Here is a 16,592-nt window from a genome sequence, read left to right as displayed (position 1 = left end):
TCGGTCCCGTCGAACCTCGATCAAACACGACGGCCGAGCGCGGGCAGTTCGACGCCGGCCAGGTCGGCCTGGATCTGCAGCGCCAGGTACTTGCTGTAGTTGCGCACGAGCATGAAGTTGCCGCCGTGGATCCAGAACCGGTCGTGACCGGAGCGCCGCCACACCGAACGCAGTTCGCCCTCGTCGTCGAGCCCCCAGACCGGCCCGCAGGCGTCGGCCACCGCGTCGCCGAGCACCCGGCGAGCGGTGTCGAGGATGCCGCGGAATCCGGTGGCGCACACGATCGTGTCGGCCGGGACGCGAGTGCCGTCGGACATCACCAGTCCGTCCGCGTCCAGCCGGTCGATCGTCCCGGAGACGAGCCCGATCCGGCCGTCCACGATCATCGGCGAGGCACCCACGTCGATGTAGTAGCCGCCGTTGCGGCCGAGGAACAGCATCATCACGCCGGTCCCGTCCGGCCCACCGTCGTGCGAGAAGCCGCGGGCGGCGAGACCGTCCAGCAGTTCGCGATCGTGGTCGGCGAGCACGCCCACACCCATCCGCAGCCCGGCGACGAACTGCGGATCCCGGCGGGCGGTGGCGGCATCGAGCAGGTCCGCGACGTCGGTGTCGGTGTGCTCGGCATACCGGCGGCGCGCCTGCTTCGCCAGCGCCTGACCGCTGACCACGTGCGTGGGGCCACGCTGGATCAACGTGACCTCGGCACCTGCCTCGTGCAGATCCTGGGCGATGTCGTGCCCACTGTTGCCGGTGCCGATCACGACGGTGCGGGTGCCGCGGCGGGCGGGCTCGGTCCGGTACTCGCTCGAGTGCAGCAGCTCGCCGGCGAAGTCGTCGGCGCCCGCGAACGCGGGCATCACCGGTTCGGTGCCGCTGAGCCCGGTGGCCAACACCAGGTGCTGCGGGCGCAGGGTGCGTCGCGTCCCGTCCCGGTCCACGACGACGGTCCACCGCCGCGCGCCCGGGTCGAACGTCGACTCCACGACCTCGGAACGGTTCCAGACATCGAGTTCCATTGCTCGGGAGTAGATCTCGAGCCAGTCACCCATCTTGTCCTTGGGCGTGAACACCGGCCAGTTCGACGGGAACGGCAGGAACGGCAGGTGATTGGACCAGACGGCGTCGTGCAGCACCAGCGAGTCGTACCGGCCGCGCCAGTTGTCACCGACCCGATCGGCCCGGTCGACCAGCAGCGTCCGCACCCCCAGCACACCGAGCTGCGCCGCCAGCGCCAGCCCCGAATGTCCCGCGCCGATCACCAGAACGTCGGGATCGCCGTCGCGACAGTCGAGTTCACGCTCGCGGCGCGCCGACCAGTACTCGACCCGATCGGCGGGCATCTCGGTGCCCTCCGGCCGCCGAGCGCCGATCGCCGCCTCGCGCCCGGCCAGCGAGTCCAGCGCGGTGAGCAGGTTCCGGGCCCGCCAGGTGCCGTCGTCGCAGACGAGACGGGCGACGCCGCGCACGTGACCGAGTCGAGTGTCGAACCGGAACAGGAGCTGGATCGACCCCGGGCCGGCCGCGGCCGGAAGCAGGACCGGCGGCGCGACCGGCTCCAACAGCTCGTCGCGCACCTGCTGCCCGCGGGCGACGTCGAGCACGGCGCCGATCCGGTCGGCACCGTGCAGGGTGCGCAGGTCGCCGCTGAACGCCAGCAGGTCGCGCCACCACAGGTCGGTGTGCAGGACTGCCTCGGCGCCCGTGCCGGCGCGGAGCAACTCCGCGAACCCTGTCAGCCACTGCTGCGCCACCGCCGCGACGGCGGCGTCGTCCAGCGCCGGAGACTCCAACTGCATTGTCATCGAGACTCCTTCGCGTTCAACGGGTGGTGAATCCGGCGTCGACCTTCAGTTCGGTGCCGGTGACGTACCGCGCCTCCTCCGAGGCCAGGAACAGCACGGCATGCGAGACGTCCACCGGCTCCACCCACGGCACGGGGATCGCGTTGGCGCCCGCGAACAACGGGGCCACCTGTTCCTTGGAGGGGTGATCGACGCCCGGCAAGAAGAGCCCGAAACAGCGGTCGTTGATGATCATGTCGGTGTCCGTCGCGCCCGGATGGACGGTGTTGACCCGGATCCGGTGCCCGCCGAGTTCGCCGACGAGGGTGCGCATCAGGCCGACGACGGCGTGCTTGCTGGCCCCGTAGGCGGCGGTTCGGGCCGCACCCTTGAGCCCGGCGGTGGAGCTGGTGATGACGATCGATCCGCCGTCGCCCTGCTCGATCAGGTGCGGGATCGCGGCCTTGCACGTGTGCCAGACGCCCTTGAGGTTGACGTCGAGGACGTCGTCCCACTCGGCCTCGGTGATGCGGTGCGCCGGCTCCCCGCTGATGAAGATGCCGGCGTTCGCGACGACGACGTCGATGCGGCCGAGCTCCGCGACGCCCCGGTCGACGACCGCGCGCACGGCATCGAAGTCGCGGACGTCGGCCTTCTCGGCGACGATCCGACGCCCGAGCGCCTCGACCCCACGCACCGTCTCCGCGAGATCCTCGGCGGTGGCGGGCGGATACAGCGGAGTGACGGTGTCGATACCGTCCGCGATATCCAGGGCGATGATGTCGGCGCCCTCCTCCGCCAGTCGGAGCGCGTGACTGCGTCCCTGCCCCCGCGCCGCGCCGGTGACGAACGCGACCTTCCCAGCTACCCGTCCTGACATGACGCCCCTCTTCGCGAAACCGGCAATCCGGTCGGAAAGTAACGCCGATCACATTCGCCGCGCGGCGCATTCCCGGCCACCGGGACTTGCCGTGGCCTGGATCACAACTCGGACGCCGGGAGGGTGAAGTTGACGCGGCCGATCAGCACGTCAAGAGCCCCTAATCACCCGTTCCTTCACCACGCCGCGGCACGACAACCGAAGGTCGCGGCCGCTAGCTTCATCTGGCAACCTGCCGCGGCCTCGGAACGGTCAGCCGTTCGAACTCGGCATTCCTTGCAGTCCAACCGCATTCGTCCAAGGGGTAATCACATGGGATCTCTGTCCGCGCTCGACCTGCTCGGCTTCGCCTTCGGCAGCTTCGTCAACCTCTTCGTCAGCGAGAACGGTTCGATGAGCGAACTCAACCTGTTCGCAGCCCTGAGCTGACGCGCAGACGAGGAACGGAAACAAAAGAAGCCTCCCATCTGCAAGCAGATGGGAGGCTCTTTGGCGGTGGCGGAGGGATTTGAACCCTCGGTACGGGGTTACCGTACACAGCATTTCGAGTGCTGCACCTTCGGCCGCTCGGACACGCCACCGCCGAGAACTGTACCGGAGTCAGCGTTCAGCAAGAAATCGGCTGGTCAGCGCTACTTTCCGGTGAGTTTGTCCTTCACCGTGGAGGCGGCGTCCTTGACCTTTTCGCCCGCGTCCTTGACGGCGGACTGCACCTGGTCGCCCTTGCCTTCGTTCTTCAGATCCTCGTCGTCGGTCGCCTTGCCGGCGGCCTCCTTGGCCTTGCCGCCGAGGTCCTGTGCCTTGTTCTGGGCCTTGTCTCCGATTCCCACGAGTCACCTCCGTGAATCTGTGAATTGACCATGCGGTCCCGGTGCCACACGAGCACCTACCTCCACGCAACCACGATCTGCGCGATCTCGCCGGGGAACTCCGGCCACCACGGCCCACAAAAGCCGCATAACCCCTGGTCAGGGCTTCAGCGCTGCTCCAGAAAGAAACTTTCGAGAATGCCCGCGCACTCGTCCTCGAGCACCCCTCCGCGCACCTCGGGGCGGTGCGTGAGGCGGCGGTCGCGGACCACGTCCCACAACGAACCGACCGCGCCGGTCTTGGGTTCCCAGGCGCCGAACACCACCCGCTTGACGCGGGCGAGCACGAGCGCGCCCGCGCACATCGTGCACGGCTCCAGCGTCACCGCGAGCGTCGCGCCCTCGAGCCGCCAGCCGTCGCCGTGCACGCGGGCGGCCTCACGCAGGGCGAGGATTTCGGCATGCGCGGTCGGGTCGGCCGTGGCCTCCCGCGCGTTCGCGGCCCGCGCGAGCTCGACGCCGTCCGCATCGAACACCACCGCGCCCACGGGGACGTCGGCGTCCGACGCCGCGGCGGCCGCCTCGAGCGCGGCACGGATCATCCGCTGGTCGTCCTGCAGGGTCACGCGTCGCTACCCGGTGACGTCAGCGGGGCAGCTTGTCGAGCGTGGCGGACAGCTCCGATTCGAAGCCGCAGCGCTGCGCGATCATCGTCAGCTGCTCGTCCGGGTACAGATCGGTCTCGGCGAGGATCACACCGAGCACGGCGTCGGGCAGCCCGAGGTCGGACAGCAGGCCGAGGTCGCCCTCCTCCCACGGCTCCACGTCGTCGAGTTCGTCCGGGTCGATGTCCGGGATCTCGACGTTGAGGGCGTCGAGCACGTCGGCGGCGATGTCGTAATCGATGGCCGCGGTGGCGTCGGAGATGAGCAGTCGGGTGCCCGTCGGTGCGGGGCGGACGATGACGAAGAACTCCTCGTCGACGTCGAGCAGACCGAACACGGCACCCGAGCTGCGAAGCTCGAGCAGTTCCTTCTCCGCGCCCCGCAAACTGGTGAGCGCACCACCGGTCAGGGGGGTGCACGTCCAGCGCCCTTCCTCACGGACGACGGCGATGCCGAAGCCGTCCAGATCCTCCATCGACCCTGCGGAGGCGCTGTTGTCGTTCGCGCGCTGTGCACCCATGCGCGCAACGGTAGCCCGCGCGGTGCCACTAACAGAAGTCCAGCGACGAATGTGCCAACCTGATGTGGTGTCTGATGCCGTTTCCGCGCCCCCCGTCTGCATTCTCGGCCTGGGTCTGATCGGTGGATCGCTGCTGCGCGCGGCCGTCGCCTCGGGCCGTGACGGCTTCGGGTGGAACCGGTCCGCGCCCACCGTCGGCGCCGCCCGCGCCGACGGATTCGACGCCGACACCGACCTCGTCGCGGTGCTGCGCCGAGCGCAGACCGCGCGGGCCCTCATCGTGGTCGCCGTGCCGATGCCGGCCGTCGACGAGACGCTCGCGGCCATCGCCGAGCACGCACCCGACTGCCCCGTCACCGACGTCGTCAGCGTCAAGGCCGAGGTGGCCGCGGCGGTCGCGCGGCACGGCCTGCAGGACCGGTTCGTCGGCGGGCATCCGATGGCCGGGACGAACGAGTCCGGCTGGGAGGCCGGGGACGCCGAGATGTTCCGAGACGCTGTGTGGGTGGTGAGCGCCGACGACGGCGTCGACCCGCAGGTGTGGTCGCAGGTGGCGCGGCTGGCGCTCGACTGCGGGTCGGTGGTGGTGCCCGCCGAGTCGGTCGAACACGACGCCGCCGCCGCCCGGATCTCGCATCTGCCGCACGTGCTCGCCGAGGCGCTCGCGCTGTCCGGTGCGGCCGGCGGTGACCTGGCCCTGGGGCTGGCCGCCGGGTCGTTCCGCGACGGCACCCGCGTCGCCGGCAGCGCGCCGGCCCTGGTGCGCGCGATGTGCGAGGGCAACCGGGACGCGCTGCTCACCGCGCTGGACGAGACCCTCGACGTGCTGACCCGGGCGCGCGCCGAACTGGCCGATCGCGGCACCCTCGCCGGGCTCGTCGAGCCCGGCTTCGAGGCGCGGCGCCGCTACGAGGACCGAGAACGCTGGACCATCACCGGCATCGAGCCCGGTACCGAGCACTGGCGCGAGCGGCTGCGCGACGCCGGACGCCGCGGCGGGGTGTTGCGGCCGTGAGCATGCCGACCCTGCGGGACGTCGCCCAGCTGCTCGCCAGGAAGGAGATGACCGCCACCGAGCACGTCCGCGCGACGCTCGACGCCCTCGACGGGCTACTCGGAACACCGTGGGAGAACCTCGTCGCCGCCCGACACGACGACGCGGCACTCACGGCCGCCGCCCGCGCGGACGAGGCGATCGCCGCCGGCGACTGGATCGGACCGCTGCACGGCATCGCGGTGGCGGTGAAGGACAACATCGACGTCGCCGGGATGCCGACCCGCTGCGGCAGTGCGGTGCTCGCGGACGCGGCACCCGCCGCCACCGACGCCCGCATCGTCGCGCGGCTACGGGAGGCCGGCGCGATCGTCGTCGCCAAGACGCACCTGCACGAGTTCGCGTACGGCCCGACGGGTGCGGTCAACGCGTCCGGTCCGGCCGCACACCCGCACGACCCCGACCTGATTCCCGGCGGGTCGTCGTCGGGGTCCGCGGCCCTGGTCGCGAAGGGCATCGTCCCGGTCGCGATCGGCACCGACACCGGCTGCAGCACAAGAACTCCCGCGTCGCTGTGCGGCATCGTCGGGATGAAGCCCAGCTTCGACGCCCTGCCGACGTCGGGGGCCTTCCCGCTCTCGACGACGTTCGACCACATCGGGCTGCTGGCCGCCGACGTCCTGGACGTCTCGCTCGCGTGGGGCGCGCTCCCGGGCATCGCGCACGTGCGCACCCCCGTCGCGGGTCTGCGGGTGGGCCGGTTGCGGGGCGAGAACTGGGACGTCGCGGATCCGGCGATCGCGGCCGCCGTCGACGCCGCGGGGCGGGCGCTGACCGACGCCGGCGCCGAGGTGCTCGACGTCGAACTGCCCGAGACCGAGCAGTTCCTCGCGGCGTACCCGATCATCACGGGTTCGGAGGCGTACGAGACGCACCGGCAGTGGTTCGAGCAGGCCCCCGAGCGCTACCAACCCCCGACGGCGGCGCTGCTCGCCGCGCAGCGTGACCGTCCCGCCGTCGACTACCTGCACGCCGCCCGCACTGTCGAACGCCTTCGCCGTCAAGCCCTTTCGCGGCTGCGAAGCGAGCTGGGACTGGATGCGCTGATCACCGCGACCACTCCGCTGCGCGCGGTCACCCAGGAGCAGGCCCGCTCGTCGGACCCCGCGGTGGCGCGAACCCCGTTGCTGCGCATGTGCATCCCGTTCAACGCGCTCGGCATCCCGGCGATCTCGGTGCCGGCACCCGGCGTGGTCGGCGATCCGATCGGCATCCAGGTGATCGGCCTGCCGACCACCGCGGGCGGGCACGGATCGCATCCGGCGGAGTCCGCGGCGCTGGCCTGCGCGCTGGCGGTGGGCTGAGCGAAGTCCCGCTCACCGGGTGCACTCGCGGAGTGGCCCGTCAGATCCGTTCGGCGAGGCCCGGGTAGTCGAGCACGAAGCCGCCCTCGTCGACCTTGATGGACGACGACGACACGGGTGAGAGCACGTGGATGCCGTCGGCGCCGCTGCTGTAGGTGAGCGAGGCCTCCTGCACCGCGAGGTCCGGCAGGTTGACGTACACGACGGGGACCTGGATGTCCTCGGACTCGTGCTGCAGGCCGAAGCGCCGGATCGGCAGGGTGTTGAAGAACGGGCTCAGCACGACGTCGATGTCCTTGGCGCCGGCGAACCCGGAGCGCAGGTGCGTGGTGCCGGTCTCGACCATCCAGACGCCCTCCTCGTCGCGACTGATCGACATGTGCCGCTCCCCTGTCGCGAGGGCGGTGTGCAGCGACAGCCGGCGGGTGACGCCGTTCTCGTCGGTGACCAGGTCGTAGGACGCGCTGAACGCGGGATGTTCGGGGCACGCGCCGCCGACGATGCGGCCCGTGGCCTTGATCCGGTTCCCGCTCACCTGCACGCGCACGGACTCCATGCGGGGCGCGGAGTGGGCACGCCATGTCAGAACGGCAGGCCAGGGCGACGCGGGGATCGGGTTGCTCACGGTCTCTACGTTAGGCGACGACGGCCGTTCAGGCGGGGACGGCAGGTGAGATTGGTTCGCCCGCGTCGTCATTCGGACAATTCGACCGGTTCGCGTTCGAGCACCGAGATGCGCCGCGAGAACACCACCAGCGCGCTCAGGCCGACCGCGACGTTGATGAGGGCGCCGAACTCCTCGGCGACGAAGTTGAAGACCTCGGTCAGCAGGATCGTCACGAGCGCCGCGATCCGGAGCATCCGTACCGGCCAGGTCCGGCCGCCGCGCAGTCGGGCGATCGCGACCCAGCACAGCACGAACGCGGCGGCCGACCCGCACATCTGACCGATGGTGGTGATGTCGGTGCCGGTGCCGCCCTCGAGATCCTCGGCGAGCGTCACGACGGCGTTGACCACGCCGGCGGTGGAGAACAGTGCGAGGGCGATCGCCGCGACCCAGACCGCGCGGGGGCCGTCGAACACCCGGGACAGGTGCACCCGCAGCCAGGTGCCGGCCACGTCGAGCCGTCCGGTGCCGCGAGGCGCGCACCGCGACAACAGGTCCTCGACGCCGGCGATCGCCCCCGGGTCGACGCCCGCCTCCGCGGCCCGGCGCAACTGCCGGCGCGCCGTGGCGAGACGATGCGGGGTGAGGCCGTGGGTCAGGCCGTCGGCGGCGGTGCCGGCGGCGTTGGCGAGGTCCTCCGCGGCGGTCTGCGTCCGGGTGTCGTGGATCCATCGGTTGATTAGCAGCAGCGCCACCACGACGACGTACATGATCGCGACCGAGGGCTGGAAGAAGTAGTCGTTGGTCTTCGTGACGAACTTGCCGACCTCGTCCAGGAACAGGCCGAAACCGATGCCGCCCGCGACCACGGCGACCATCCGTGGCAGGGCGCCGAGGAACGAAAAGACCACCACGAGCGCGACGACCATGCCCAGTCCACCCCACAGCGCATGCGCGATGTGCAGCGTCGCGCCGCCGACCTGGGGATACCCCGTCGCGTGCAGGTAGGCGCGCGTGACGAGGATGGTGAGGATGCCGATGACGACGAATGCCTCGACCAGCGCACCGGCCTGTGCATCACGCAGCAGTCTCGGAGTCCGAGTCCTGGACGCCCGTTCGGGAGGCGTGCTGATTGTCGCCATGCGGCGCAAACCCTTTCGGTCGTCGTCGACGGCCGACGCCGGCGACGAGGTACGAAGACCCTTTACATTCCCCCACGGTGGCCGCAAGGTTGAGGGTGAGTCCACCCGAGAGTGCGGACGAGTCCGAACCAGATAGCTGTGTGCAGAGATTTGGAGGATAGGACATGACCGAAGGTTGGGGACGCATGGACAGCCCCTTCGACGACATTTTCGCGAGGTTCTTCGGATCGGGACTGTCGTCCCAGCCCCCGGTGCAACGCGTCGATCTGGGAAGGCTGCTCAACGACGACGCCCGCCGCTTGATCGCCGTCGCGCGCGACGCGGCGAGCGAATGGGGGAACAGCGAGATCACCCCGGAGCACCTGCTGTACGCGGCGGCGCAGAACGATCCCACCCGCGGCGTGCTCAGCAGCATCAATCTGGATCCGGACGAGTTGGCCGCCAAGATGGCCGCACACCTGGACAAGCACGGCACCCCTAAGACGACACCCGGTGCGCCGAGCCTCAGCCCGGCCGCGAAGCTGGCGCTGCGGACCGCGCAGCAACAGGCCAGCGAATCGGGCAGCAGCTACATCGGCCCCGAGCACATCCTCATCGGCATCGCCGCGAACTCGGAGAGCCCTGCCGGCAAGGCCTTGCTCGGCGCCACCCTCGAGGGCGAGAAGACCTCGGCGCCGCCGAGTTCCACGCCCACGCTCGACGAGTACGGTCGCGACCTCACCGCGGAGGCCCGCGCCGGCAACGTCGATCCGGTCGTGGGCCGCGCCAAGGAGGTGGAGCAGACCATCGAGATCCTGTCCCGCCGCCGCAAGAACAATCCGGTTCTCATCGGCGACCCGGGTGTCGGCAAGACCGCGATCGTGGAGGGTCTCGCGCAGCGCATCGTCAACGGCGACGTGCCGTCGACGCTCACCGACCGCCGTGTCGTCGCGCTCGACGTCGGATCGCTCGTCGCGGGCACCAAGTACCGCGGCGAGTTCGAGGAGCGTCTGACGAAGATCCTCGACGAGGTCAAGTCGCACTCGGACGAGTTGGTGCTGTTCATCGACGAACTGCACACCATCGTCGGTGCCGGGGCCGGGGGCGAGGGCGCGATGGACGCCGGCAATCTGCTCAAACCGGCGCTGGCGCGCGGCGAACTGCACGCGATCGGCGCCACCACGATCGACGAGTACCGCAAGCACATCGAGAAGGACGCCGCACTCGAGCGACGCTTCCAGCCCGTCCTGATCGCGGAGCCGTCCGTGGACGACACCATCGAGATCCTGCGCGGTCTCGTCGACAGCTACGAGGCGCACCACCAGGTGCACTACACCGACGAGTCGCTCGTCGCGGCGGCCGAGCTGTCCGACCGGTACATCACCGACCGATTCATGCCGGACAAGGCGATCGACCTCGTCGACCAGGCCGGCGCGCGAGTGCGGCTGCGCACCCGCACGCCCGACTTCGACACCCGCGCCGCGGAGGAGGAGATCGCCCGGCTCAAGCGCGAGAAGGATTCCGCCGTCGGGCAGGAGGACTACGAGCGCGCCAACGCGATCAAGCGGCAGATCACCGAGGCGGAGGAACGGCTCGGTGAGACCGAGGAGGAGAGCACTCCCGAGGTGACCGTCGACGACATCGCGCACGTCGTGTCGCGGCAGACGGGGATCCCGGTGTCCGACTTGACGTCCGAGGAACGCGAACGGCTCATGAAACTCGAGGACGTCCTGCACGCCCGGGTGATCGGGCAGCGCGAGGCGGTCAGCGCGGTGGCGGAGGCAGTGCGCCGGTCGCGAGCCGGACTGTCCGACCCGAACCGCCCCATCGGCTCGTTCCTGTTCCTCGGCCCCACCGGCGTCGGCAAGACCGAGACCGCGAAGGCCTTGGCGGAGGCCGTGTTCGGCGACGAGGACCGGATGGTGCGGTTCGACATGAGCGAGTTCCAGGAGAAGCACACCGTCTCCCGGCTCGTCGGCGCCCCACCCGGATACGTCGGTTACGAGGAGGCCGGGCAGCTCACCGACAAGGTGCGGCGGCAGCCGTACTCGGTGGTGCTGTTCGACGAGGTCGAGAAGGCGCACCCGGACGTGTTCAACGTGCTGCTGCAGCTGCTCGACGACGGGCGGGTCACGGACGCGCAGGGCCGCACCGTCGACTTCAAGAACACCATCGTGATCCTCACCAGCAACATCGGCTCCGACCTCATCCTCGGTGCCAAGAGCGAGGACATCGACGAGCTGGTGCCGACGCTGATGGAGCGCCTGCGGGCGCACTTCCGGCCCGAGTTCCTCAACCGGATCGACGAGACCATCGTCTTCCACCGGCTGGACCAGACGGAGCTGCGGCAGATCATCGAGCTGATCCTCGACGGCACCCGCCGCCAGTTGCACGCCCAGAACGTCGAGCTGGACATCACCGAGGAGGCCGTGGACTGGCTCGCCGAGAAGGGTTATCAGCCGGAGTTCGGGGCACGCCCACTGCGCCGGACCGTCCAGAAGGAACTCGACAACCGGCTCGCCGGGCTGCTGCTGTCGGGCGAACTCGAGCCCGACGACATCGTCCGGGTGTCCGCGAACGGCGGCCTCGAACTCGGCGTCGTGCATCCCGGCAAGGGTGAGGGTTCGTTGCCGACCGAGCCGGAGAAGGCGTCGTCGGACACCTGAGTCCACCCGCACAGGCGCGCGCTCGGCCGGGCCGCCCGGCCGAGCGCGACACTGTCACGGCGGCGCAGGTCAGGGTGCCGTGTCGCCCGAGTCCTGTTGCTCCTGGCGGAGTTCGGCGTTGATCCGCTGGGCTTCGCGGAGCTGGTCCTCGAGGATGATGATGCGACAGGCGGCCTCGATCGGAGTGCCCTGGTCGATCAGTTCGCGGGCACGGACGGCGATACGGAGTTGGTAGCGGGAGTAACGGCGGTGGCCGCCCCCGGATCGCAACGGGGTGATGAGTTTCGCGGTATCGAGGCTGCGGAGAAACGCCTGGGTGACGCCGAGCAGTTCGGCAGCCCGGCCCATGCTGTATGCCGGGTAGTCCTCGTCGTCGAATTTGTCGCCTGGCCCGCCGGCGTTCGGTGTCCCTGAAATGCGCGTGAGTCCCTTCGTGTACGCACGGACGAGGCCCCGGCGCCTGTTCAGGCGCCGGGGCGTGACGGAATTTACTTGACCAGACCAGCCATCAGACCGGTCTCCCAACCTGTTTTCCCGCATCGGCGGGGATACGCGATCGAGTAACAGCTAACCGTGCACCACCTCCTGGTCGGGCTCTTCCGATGTTCGGAGCAACAATCTCGCCGCTGCCCCGGCTGCGACCGACTAGCGCCGCATGTCTTGCAACTTCCCATTCCCAACACTGCCTGCCGGGCCGATCCAGCTAGCTACCCGGTAGGCGGCGGGACGCATCGAGTCTTCCTGGACACACATCAACACTCTTCTCGACGCGTCCCGCCCTACTTCACCAGTTCATTCCTTCACGCAGGTAGTTCGTCCTCTACCTGCCTTCTCGGACCTCTGCTTCATGTACGAATCGAAGATTACAACGCCCGATGGCGATTGTCTACAGCGGCCACTGGAGACTTTTCGGTGACGATGGTCACTCCGCGATTGCGCTTCCCGCAGACAGAAAACACGTCGGGCCCCGCCCCCTTGCATAGGAGGGGCGGGACCCGACGTGACCTCACATCCCCGCGAGGGGGAGAGCGGGGGTGGATCAGATGACGGTGATACCGGTCGCCTGGGGACCCTTGGGTCCCTGACCGATCTCGAACCGCACGTGCTGGTTCTCTTCGAGGGTGCGGAATCCGCCGCTCTGGATCTCCGAGTAGTGCGCGAAGATATCAGCGGACCCGTCCGAAGGTGCAATGAAGCCGAACCCCTTCTCGGAGTTGAACCACTTCACGGTGCCTTCTGCCATGTGTATTTCCTCTTCTCATACTGTGAAACTCTGCCGAAACTGGGCAGGGTCAGGCCGGTATCGCACCACGAGAAGATTTCCGAACAGGAGATACAACCGCCCGCAACAAGAATTTGCGAGCGTGGCGTACGCGAACAAAAACTACGACCATTTACAGTGAACCACATATCCGGCATGAAGTCACGAAAACGACCCGTGGCCCGCGCGGGCGGGAACGACAGGAACTACCACAAGCGTTGCGGCAGAAGGCTATCCGGCACTGAACAGTGCGCGATGTATCTCCTCGCTGCTCATCGGCGCCGGGCCGACGCCCGCGGCCGGCTCCTCGGTGGGAGTACCACTTCCGCTGCGGACGCATTCCGCCTCTGCCCGCGGATCGTAAAAAAGCCGTCCGTTGACCGGATCGTCATTGCTGTTCACACATGTCCTTATCTGTGACTGCGTGGATGAGAAAGCCCCGGACTCCCCACTGTACGGGTCGTCCCTGAGAGACGACCGCCGGCCGTCTGCGCCCCGGGCTCCGTCACAGCAACCCTGCCGTGGTCCCCTGGGCGGCCGGGGGCGTGTCGGGTTCGCGCATCATCCGGAACGACTCGAGCAGTCCGAGCAGTCCGGCCAGGATCGGCACCAGCAGTGCCGCCTGTAGCGCGAGGGGCCGTGCGTCGGTATTGATTCGGACGATCTCCTCGCGGATCGCCGGGGGCCGGCCGGCGAGCAGCTCCTCGAGTTGGGTGTTGCTCATGACCTCGGCGTCGTCCTCGAGGACCCGAGCCACGTGCTGCTGATCGGCGGGCGGGAGCACGTCGCTCGACTCCGCCATCGTGGTGAAGGCGATCGACAGCGTGGCCAGCAGGATCGCCCCGCCGAACGCCAGCCCGAACGAGAGCCCGAACGAGCCGGCCGCGGAGTTGGTGCCCGCGGCCTCACTGACCCGTTCCTCCGAGATCGGCGCGAGCGTGTAGTTGTTCAGCTGCGAGACGAGCAGCCCCAACCCGGCGCCCGCCACCACCAGCGGCGCCAGCAGCGCCCACCCGAACTCCGCCCGGGGGACCAACGGGACGAGTACCGCGACTCCGATGGTGACGAGGGCGAATCCCCACCGGATGATCGTGGCCGGGCGCCGATCCCCCGCCTTCTTCCCCGCGAGCAGCGCGACGGCGAACATGCTCAGCGACAGCGGCGCGAGGGACAACCCGGCCTGCATGGCGTTGTACTCGAGCACCATCTGCAGGTAGATCGGGAGCGCGATCATCGTGCCGCCCAGCGCGATCTGCTGCAGCATCTGCCCCGTGACACCGAGGCGGAACACTTTGGACCGGAACAGATCCGGGTCCATCAGCGCCGGTGCGCCCCGGCGCTTGCGCTGCACCAGCCAGTACCCGAGCCCGATCAGCGCGACCGCGCCGGCGAACAGGAGTGCCGCCACCGACTCGCCGCCCTCCTGCCACACCAGGATGCCCAGCACGATCCCGCCCATGCCGACGACCGACAACACGGCGCCGATCGGATCCACTCCCCGCGGTCCGGTGTAGGGGACGTCCCGGACCAGCCCGATACCGGACAGGACGACCGCGATGATCACCACCTCGAGCGCGAAGCCGACCCGCCACGACAGGTAGGTCGTGACGAAGCCGCCGAGCAGTGGTCCCACGGCGGCCGCGATCGCGGCCGCCGCGCCCACGAGTGCGTACACCTTCTTCTGCGCGGCCCCCTGGAAGTTGCCGTGCACCAGCGACTGCATCGCGGGCAGCAGCAGGGACGCACCGATGCCGCCGACCACGGCCCACAGCACGATCACGGCCGTCAAACTCTGCGCGAACGTCATCGCCGCCGCGCCGGTCGCGTAGCCGAGCAGGCCCAGCACGTAGGCGCGCTTGCGGCCGATCAGATCGCCGACCTTGCTGCCGATGAGGATGAACGCGGCCGACACCAGCGCCTCGAGCGCGATGGCCGACTGCACACCGCTCACCGTCGTATCCAGGTCGCGCACGACGGCCGAGATCGACACGTTCATCAGCGAGGTGTCGACCACCAGGACGAACATCGCCATCGCCAGCAGAACAGCGAGAAGTCGTCGCCTACCCGACAACTGATCGCCGTCCCCGGACCCCGCCCCGTCGTCCATGGCAGATCCACCACCTCGCCCGTCGTGAACCGGCGGCAACCCGACCGGGTCGATGCGGTCAGCCTACGACCGCCGTGGGCCGACCACGCCGCATTCGGAAGACAGCCGCGGCGCCGGTGTGACGCGGCCACGTCGGAGGACTCGAGTAACGTGCTCGTGTATCTGTGCGTGAGGAAGGGTGCCGTGACGTCGACGGGGAACATGGTGGGGCTGTTCGCCGGCATCGGCGGGGTGGAGTTGGGGCTGCGCAGCCACGGCTGGGAAACCGAGCTGCTGTGCGAGATCGACCCCGGTGCCCAGCAGGTTCTGCGTACCCGGTTCGCGGGCGTCGAGCTGCACGGTGACGTCACCCGGCTGCGCTCGCTGCCGCAGGCCACCGAACTGGTCGCCGCGGGTTTCCCGTGCCAGGACCTGTCCCAGGCCGGCAGGACCGCCGGCATCACCGGCGCCCGCTCCGGCCTGGTCGACGAGGTGTTCCGTCTGGTCAAGCGCAAGAAGGGGCCGCGCTGGCTGCTGATCGAGAACGTCCCGTTCATGCTCAACCTCGCCCGGGGCGCCGCGATGCGGCACATCACCGACGCGCTCGAGGACCTCGGCTACACGTGGGCGTACCGGGTGGTGGACGCCCGGGCGTTCGGGCTGCCGCAGCGCCGGCAGCGGGTGCTGATGTTGGCGTCGCGCACAGACGACCCCCGCGAGGTGCTGTTCGGTCAGGACGCGGGCGTCCCCGACGAGAGCGACCCGTCGCAGTACCCGTGTGGCTTCTACTGGACCGAGGGCATCCGCGGGCTCGGCTGGGCCGTCAACGCGGTGCCCACGCTCAAGGGCGGTTCGACGGTCGGGATCGCCTCGCCGCCGGCCGTGCGGCTGCCGTCGGGCGAGATCGTGACGCCCGGACTGATCGACGCCGAACGCCTGCAGGGTTTCGACCCCGACTGGACCGCGCCGGCCACCGAACTCAAGGGCATCCGCAACGGCCACCGCTGGCGCCTGGTCGGCAACGCGGTGAGCGTGCGGATGGCGGAGTGGGTGGGCGGACGCCTCGCCGACCTGCGCCCCTACAGCCCGGATCACGAGACCCCGCTGAAGCCGGGCGACGCGTGGCCCAGCGCCGCGTGGGGCCGGGACCGGCAGGCGTTCCGGGTGCACGAGTCGCACTGGCCGGTGCAGGAACCGTACGAGGATCTCAGCGGCTTCCTCGAGCACTCGCAGCTGCTGTCCGCGCGGGCCACCGCCGGATTCCTCAAGCGGGCCCGGACCGGCAGCCTGCGCTTCGTGCCCGGCTTCCTCGACGACATCGAGAGCCACCTCGACCGGATGGGTGGCTACCCGGAGGCGGTTGCCTGATCGCGGTGCGAGGATGGGGTCGATGCCCTCGACCGATCCCCTGACCAGCGCCCGCATGCGGGCGCAGCGCCGACGCGACACTGCGCCGGAGGTGGCCCTGCGCCGCGAACTGCACCGGCGCGGGGCCCGGTTCTTCGTCGACCGGCCGCCGCTGCGCGGGCTGCGGCGGCGGGCCGATCTGGTGTTCCCCCGCAAACGCGTCGCGGTGTACGTCGACGGCTGCTTCTGGCACAGCTGCCCGCAGCACGCGACCTCCCCCAAGAACAACGCGCAGTGGTGGGCGGACAAGTTGGCCGCCAACGTCGTTCGCGACCGCGACACCGACACGCGACTGGCGGCCGCCGGCTGGCGCGTGGTGCGGATCTGGGAGCACGAGAATCCGGCGGAAGCGGCGGATCGGGTGCAGGCCGCGCTGCAGATCAGCTGATCGGTCTCGAATCGGCCGCGAAACCGGTGCCGGCGCGCGG

At 69.6% G+C, this 16,592-nt stretch carries 15 protein-coding genes and 1 tRNA gene; 5 read left to right on the top strand and 11 right to left on the bottom strand.

Annotated elements, in window-relative coordinates:
* Positions 1 to 20: 20 nt before the first annotated feature.
* From ABEU20_RS17535 to ABEU20_RS17510, 6 genes are all read right to left on the bottom strand, one after another.
* Positions 21 to 1,805, bottom strand: a complete 1,785-nt coding sequence (locus ABEU20_RS17535; protein WP_420165664.1) for a flavin-containing monooxygenase — start codon at positions 1,803 to 1,805, stop codon at positions 21 to 23.
* Positions 1,806 to 1,821: 16 nt separating this feature from the next.
* Positions 1,822 to 2,664, bottom strand: a complete 843-nt coding sequence (locus tag ABEU20_RS17530; protein WP_420165663.1) for a mycofactocin-coupled SDR family oxidoreductase — start codon at positions 2,662 to 2,664, stop codon at positions 1,822 to 1,824.
* Positions 2,665 to 3,154: 490 nt separating this feature from the next.
* Positions 3,155 to 3,245, bottom strand: a tRNA-Ser gene (locus ABEU20_RS17525).
* A gap of 51 nt (positions 3,246 to 3,296) precedes the next feature.
* On the bottom strand, positions 3,297 to 3,494 hold the full coding sequence (locus tag ABEU20_RS17520; RefSeq protein WP_005516188.1) for a CsbD family protein: 198 nt from the start codon (positions 3,492 to 3,494) through the stop codon (positions 3,297 to 3,299).
* A gap of 146 nt (positions 3,495 to 3,640) precedes the next feature.
* The gene (locus tag ABEU20_RS17515) at positions 3,641 to 4,099 is read right to left on the bottom strand and encodes a nucleoside deaminase (RefSeq protein ID WP_420165662.1); all 459 of its coding nucleotides are present in this window, start codon (positions 4,097 to 4,099) and stop codon (positions 3,641 to 3,643) included.
* 19 nt (positions 4,100 to 4,118) lie between these two features.
* A complete protein-coding gene (locus ABEU20_RS17510; RefSeq protein ID WP_420165661.1) occupies positions 4,119 to 4,658 on the bottom strand; it encodes a tRNA adenosine deaminase-associated protein in 540 nt (179 codons plus the stop codon).
* 49 nt (positions 4,659 to 4,707) lie between these two features.
* On the opposite strand from ABEU20_RS17510, the gene ABEU20_RS17505 reads away from it, so the two are divergent.
* Both ABEU20_RS17505 and ABEU20_RS17500 read left to right on the top strand, forming a co-directional pair.
* On the top strand, positions 4,708 to 5,673 hold the full coding sequence (locus ABEU20_RS17505) for a prephenate dehydrogenase (protein ID WP_420165660.1): 966 nt from the start codon (positions 4,708 to 4,710) through the stop codon (positions 5,671 to 5,673).
* Entirely contained in the window at positions 5,670 to 7,016 is a 1,347-nt protein-coding gene (locus tag ABEU20_RS17500) for an amidase (RefSeq protein WP_420165659.1), read from the top strand. The genes ABEU20_RS17505 and ABEU20_RS17500 overlap by 4 nt, the downstream gene beginning before the upstream one ends.
* A gap of 40 nt (positions 7,017 to 7,056) precedes the next feature.
* On the opposite strand, the gene ABEU20_RS17495 is transcribed toward ABEU20_RS17500, so the two are convergent.
* Together ABEU20_RS17495 and ABEU20_RS17490 are read right to left on the bottom strand one after the other, a co-directional pair.
* Positions 7,057 to 7,641 (bottom strand): putative glycolipid-binding domain-containing protein, encoded by a 585-nt coding sequence (locus tag ABEU20_RS17495; RefSeq protein ID WP_420165658.1) that lies wholly within the window; start codon positions 7,639 to 7,641, stop codon positions 7,057 to 7,059.
* Between the two features lie 68 nt (positions 7,642 to 7,709).
* Positions 7,710 to 8,765 (bottom strand): hypothetical protein, encoded by a 1,056-nt coding sequence (locus tag ABEU20_RS17490; RefSeq protein WP_420165657.1) that lies wholly within the window; start codon positions 8,763 to 8,765, stop codon positions 7,710 to 7,712.
* A 164-nt stretch (positions 8,766 to 8,929) separates the two neighbouring features.
* Between ABEU20_RS17490 and ABEU20_RS17485 the strand changes: the two genes are divergently transcribed.
* The gene (locus ABEU20_RS17485; protein ID WP_420165656.1) at positions 8,930 to 11,410 is read left to right on the top strand and encodes an ATP-dependent Clp protease ATP-binding subunit; all 2,481 of its coding nucleotides are present in this window, start codon (positions 8,930 to 8,932) and stop codon (positions 11,408 to 11,410) included.
* A gap of 69 nt (positions 11,411 to 11,479) precedes the next feature.
* On the opposite strand, the gene ABEU20_RS17480 is transcribed toward ABEU20_RS17485, so the two are convergent.
* From ABEU20_RS17480 to ABEU20_RS17470, 3 genes are all read right to left on the bottom strand, one after another.
* Entirely contained in the window at positions 11,480 to 11,758 is a 279-nt protein-coding gene (locus ABEU20_RS17480; RefSeq protein WP_420165655.1) for a MerR family transcriptional regulator, read from the bottom strand.
* Between the two features lie 691 nt (positions 11,759 to 12,449).
* Positions 12,450 to 12,653 (bottom strand): cold-shock protein, encoded by a 204-nt coding sequence (locus tag ABEU20_RS17475; RefSeq protein WP_420165654.1) that lies wholly within the window; start codon positions 12,651 to 12,653, stop codon positions 12,450 to 12,452.
* A 523-nt stretch (positions 12,654 to 13,176) separates the two neighbouring features.
* Positions 13,177 to 14,778 carry an MFS transporter gene (locus ABEU20_RS17470; RefSeq protein WP_420165653.1) on the bottom strand — a complete coding sequence of 534 codons (1,602 nt, stop codon included), beginning with the start codon at positions 14,776 to 14,778 and terminating at the stop codon, positions 13,177 to 13,179.
* A 201-nt stretch (positions 14,779 to 14,979) separates the two neighbouring features.
* Between ABEU20_RS17470 and ABEU20_RS17465 the strand changes: the two genes are divergently transcribed.
* The gene (locus ABEU20_RS17465; RefSeq protein ID WP_420165949.1) at positions 14,980 to 16,125 is read left to right on the top strand and encodes a DNA cytosine methyltransferase; all 1,146 of its coding nucleotides are present in this window, start codon (positions 14,980 to 14,982) and stop codon (positions 16,123 to 16,125) included.
* A 22-nt stretch (positions 16,126 to 16,147) separates the two neighbouring features.
* Positions 16,148 to 16,552, top strand: coding sequence for a very short patch repair endonuclease (locus tag ABEU20_RS17460; protein ID WP_420165652.1), 405 nt, complete (start codon positions 16,148 to 16,150; stop codon positions 16,550 to 16,552).
* The last annotated feature ends 40 nt before the right edge of the window (positions 16,553 to 16,592 follow it).

This window comes from Rhodococcus parequi (genome assembly GCF_046042785.1).
Classification (GTDB): domain Bacteria; phylum Actinomycetota; class Actinomycetes; order Mycobacteriales; family Mycobacteriaceae; genus Prescottella; species Prescottella parequi.
The sequence above is the reverse complement of the archived record's forward strand: the minus strand, read 5'-3'. Positions and strand labels throughout refer to the sequence as shown.

What these genes read in the sequence shown, in the direction of transcription:
- ABEU20_RS17535 (WP_420165664.1), bottom strand. Translation starts at nt 1,805, where the DNA reads ATGACAATGCAGTTGGAGTCTCCGGCGCTGGACGACGCCGCCGTCGCG.
- ABEU20_RS17530 (WP_420165663.1), bottom strand. Translation starts at nt 2,664, where the DNA reads ATGTCAGGACGGGTAGCTGGGAAGGTCGCGTTCGTCACCGGCGCGGCG.
- ABEU20_RS17510 (WP_420165661.1), bottom strand. Translation starts at nt 4,658, where the DNA reads ATGGGTGCACAGCGCGCGAACGACAACAGCGCCTCCGCAGGGTCGATG.
- ABEU20_RS17505 (WP_420165660.1), top strand. Translation starts at nt 4,708, where the DNA reads ATGTGCCAACCTGATGTGGTGTCTGATGCCGTTTCCGCGCCCCCCGTC.
- ABEU20_RS17490 (WP_420165657.1), bottom strand. Translation starts at nt 8,765, where the DNA reads ATGGCGACAATCAGCACGCCTCCCGAACGGGCGTCCAGGACTCGGACT.
- ABEU20_RS17485 (WP_420165656.1), top strand. Translation starts at nt 8,930, where the DNA reads ATGACCGAAGGTTGGGGACGCATGGACAGCCCCTTCGACGACATTTTC.
- ABEU20_RS17480 (WP_420165655.1), bottom strand. Translation starts at nt 11,758, where the DNA reads ATGGGCCGGGCTGCCGAACTGCTCGGCGTCACCCAGGCGTTTCTCCGC.
- ABEU20_RS17475 (WP_420165654.1), bottom strand. Translation starts at nt 12,653, where the DNA reads ATGGCAGAAGGCACCGTGAAGTGGTTCAACTCCGAGAAGGGGTTCGGC.
- ABEU20_RS17470 (WP_420165653.1), bottom strand. Translation starts at nt 14,778, where the DNA reads ATGGACGACGGGGCGGGGTCCGGGGACGGCGATCAGTTGTCGGGTAGG.
- ABEU20_RS17465 (WP_420165949.1), top strand. Translation starts at nt 14,980, where the DNA reads ATGGTGGGGCTGTTCGCCGGCATCGGCGGGGTGGAGTTGGGGCTGCGC.
- ABEU20_RS17460 (WP_420165652.1), top strand. Translation starts at nt 16,148, where the DNA reads ATGCCCTCGACCGATCCCCTGACCAGCGCCCGCATGCGGGCGCAGCGC.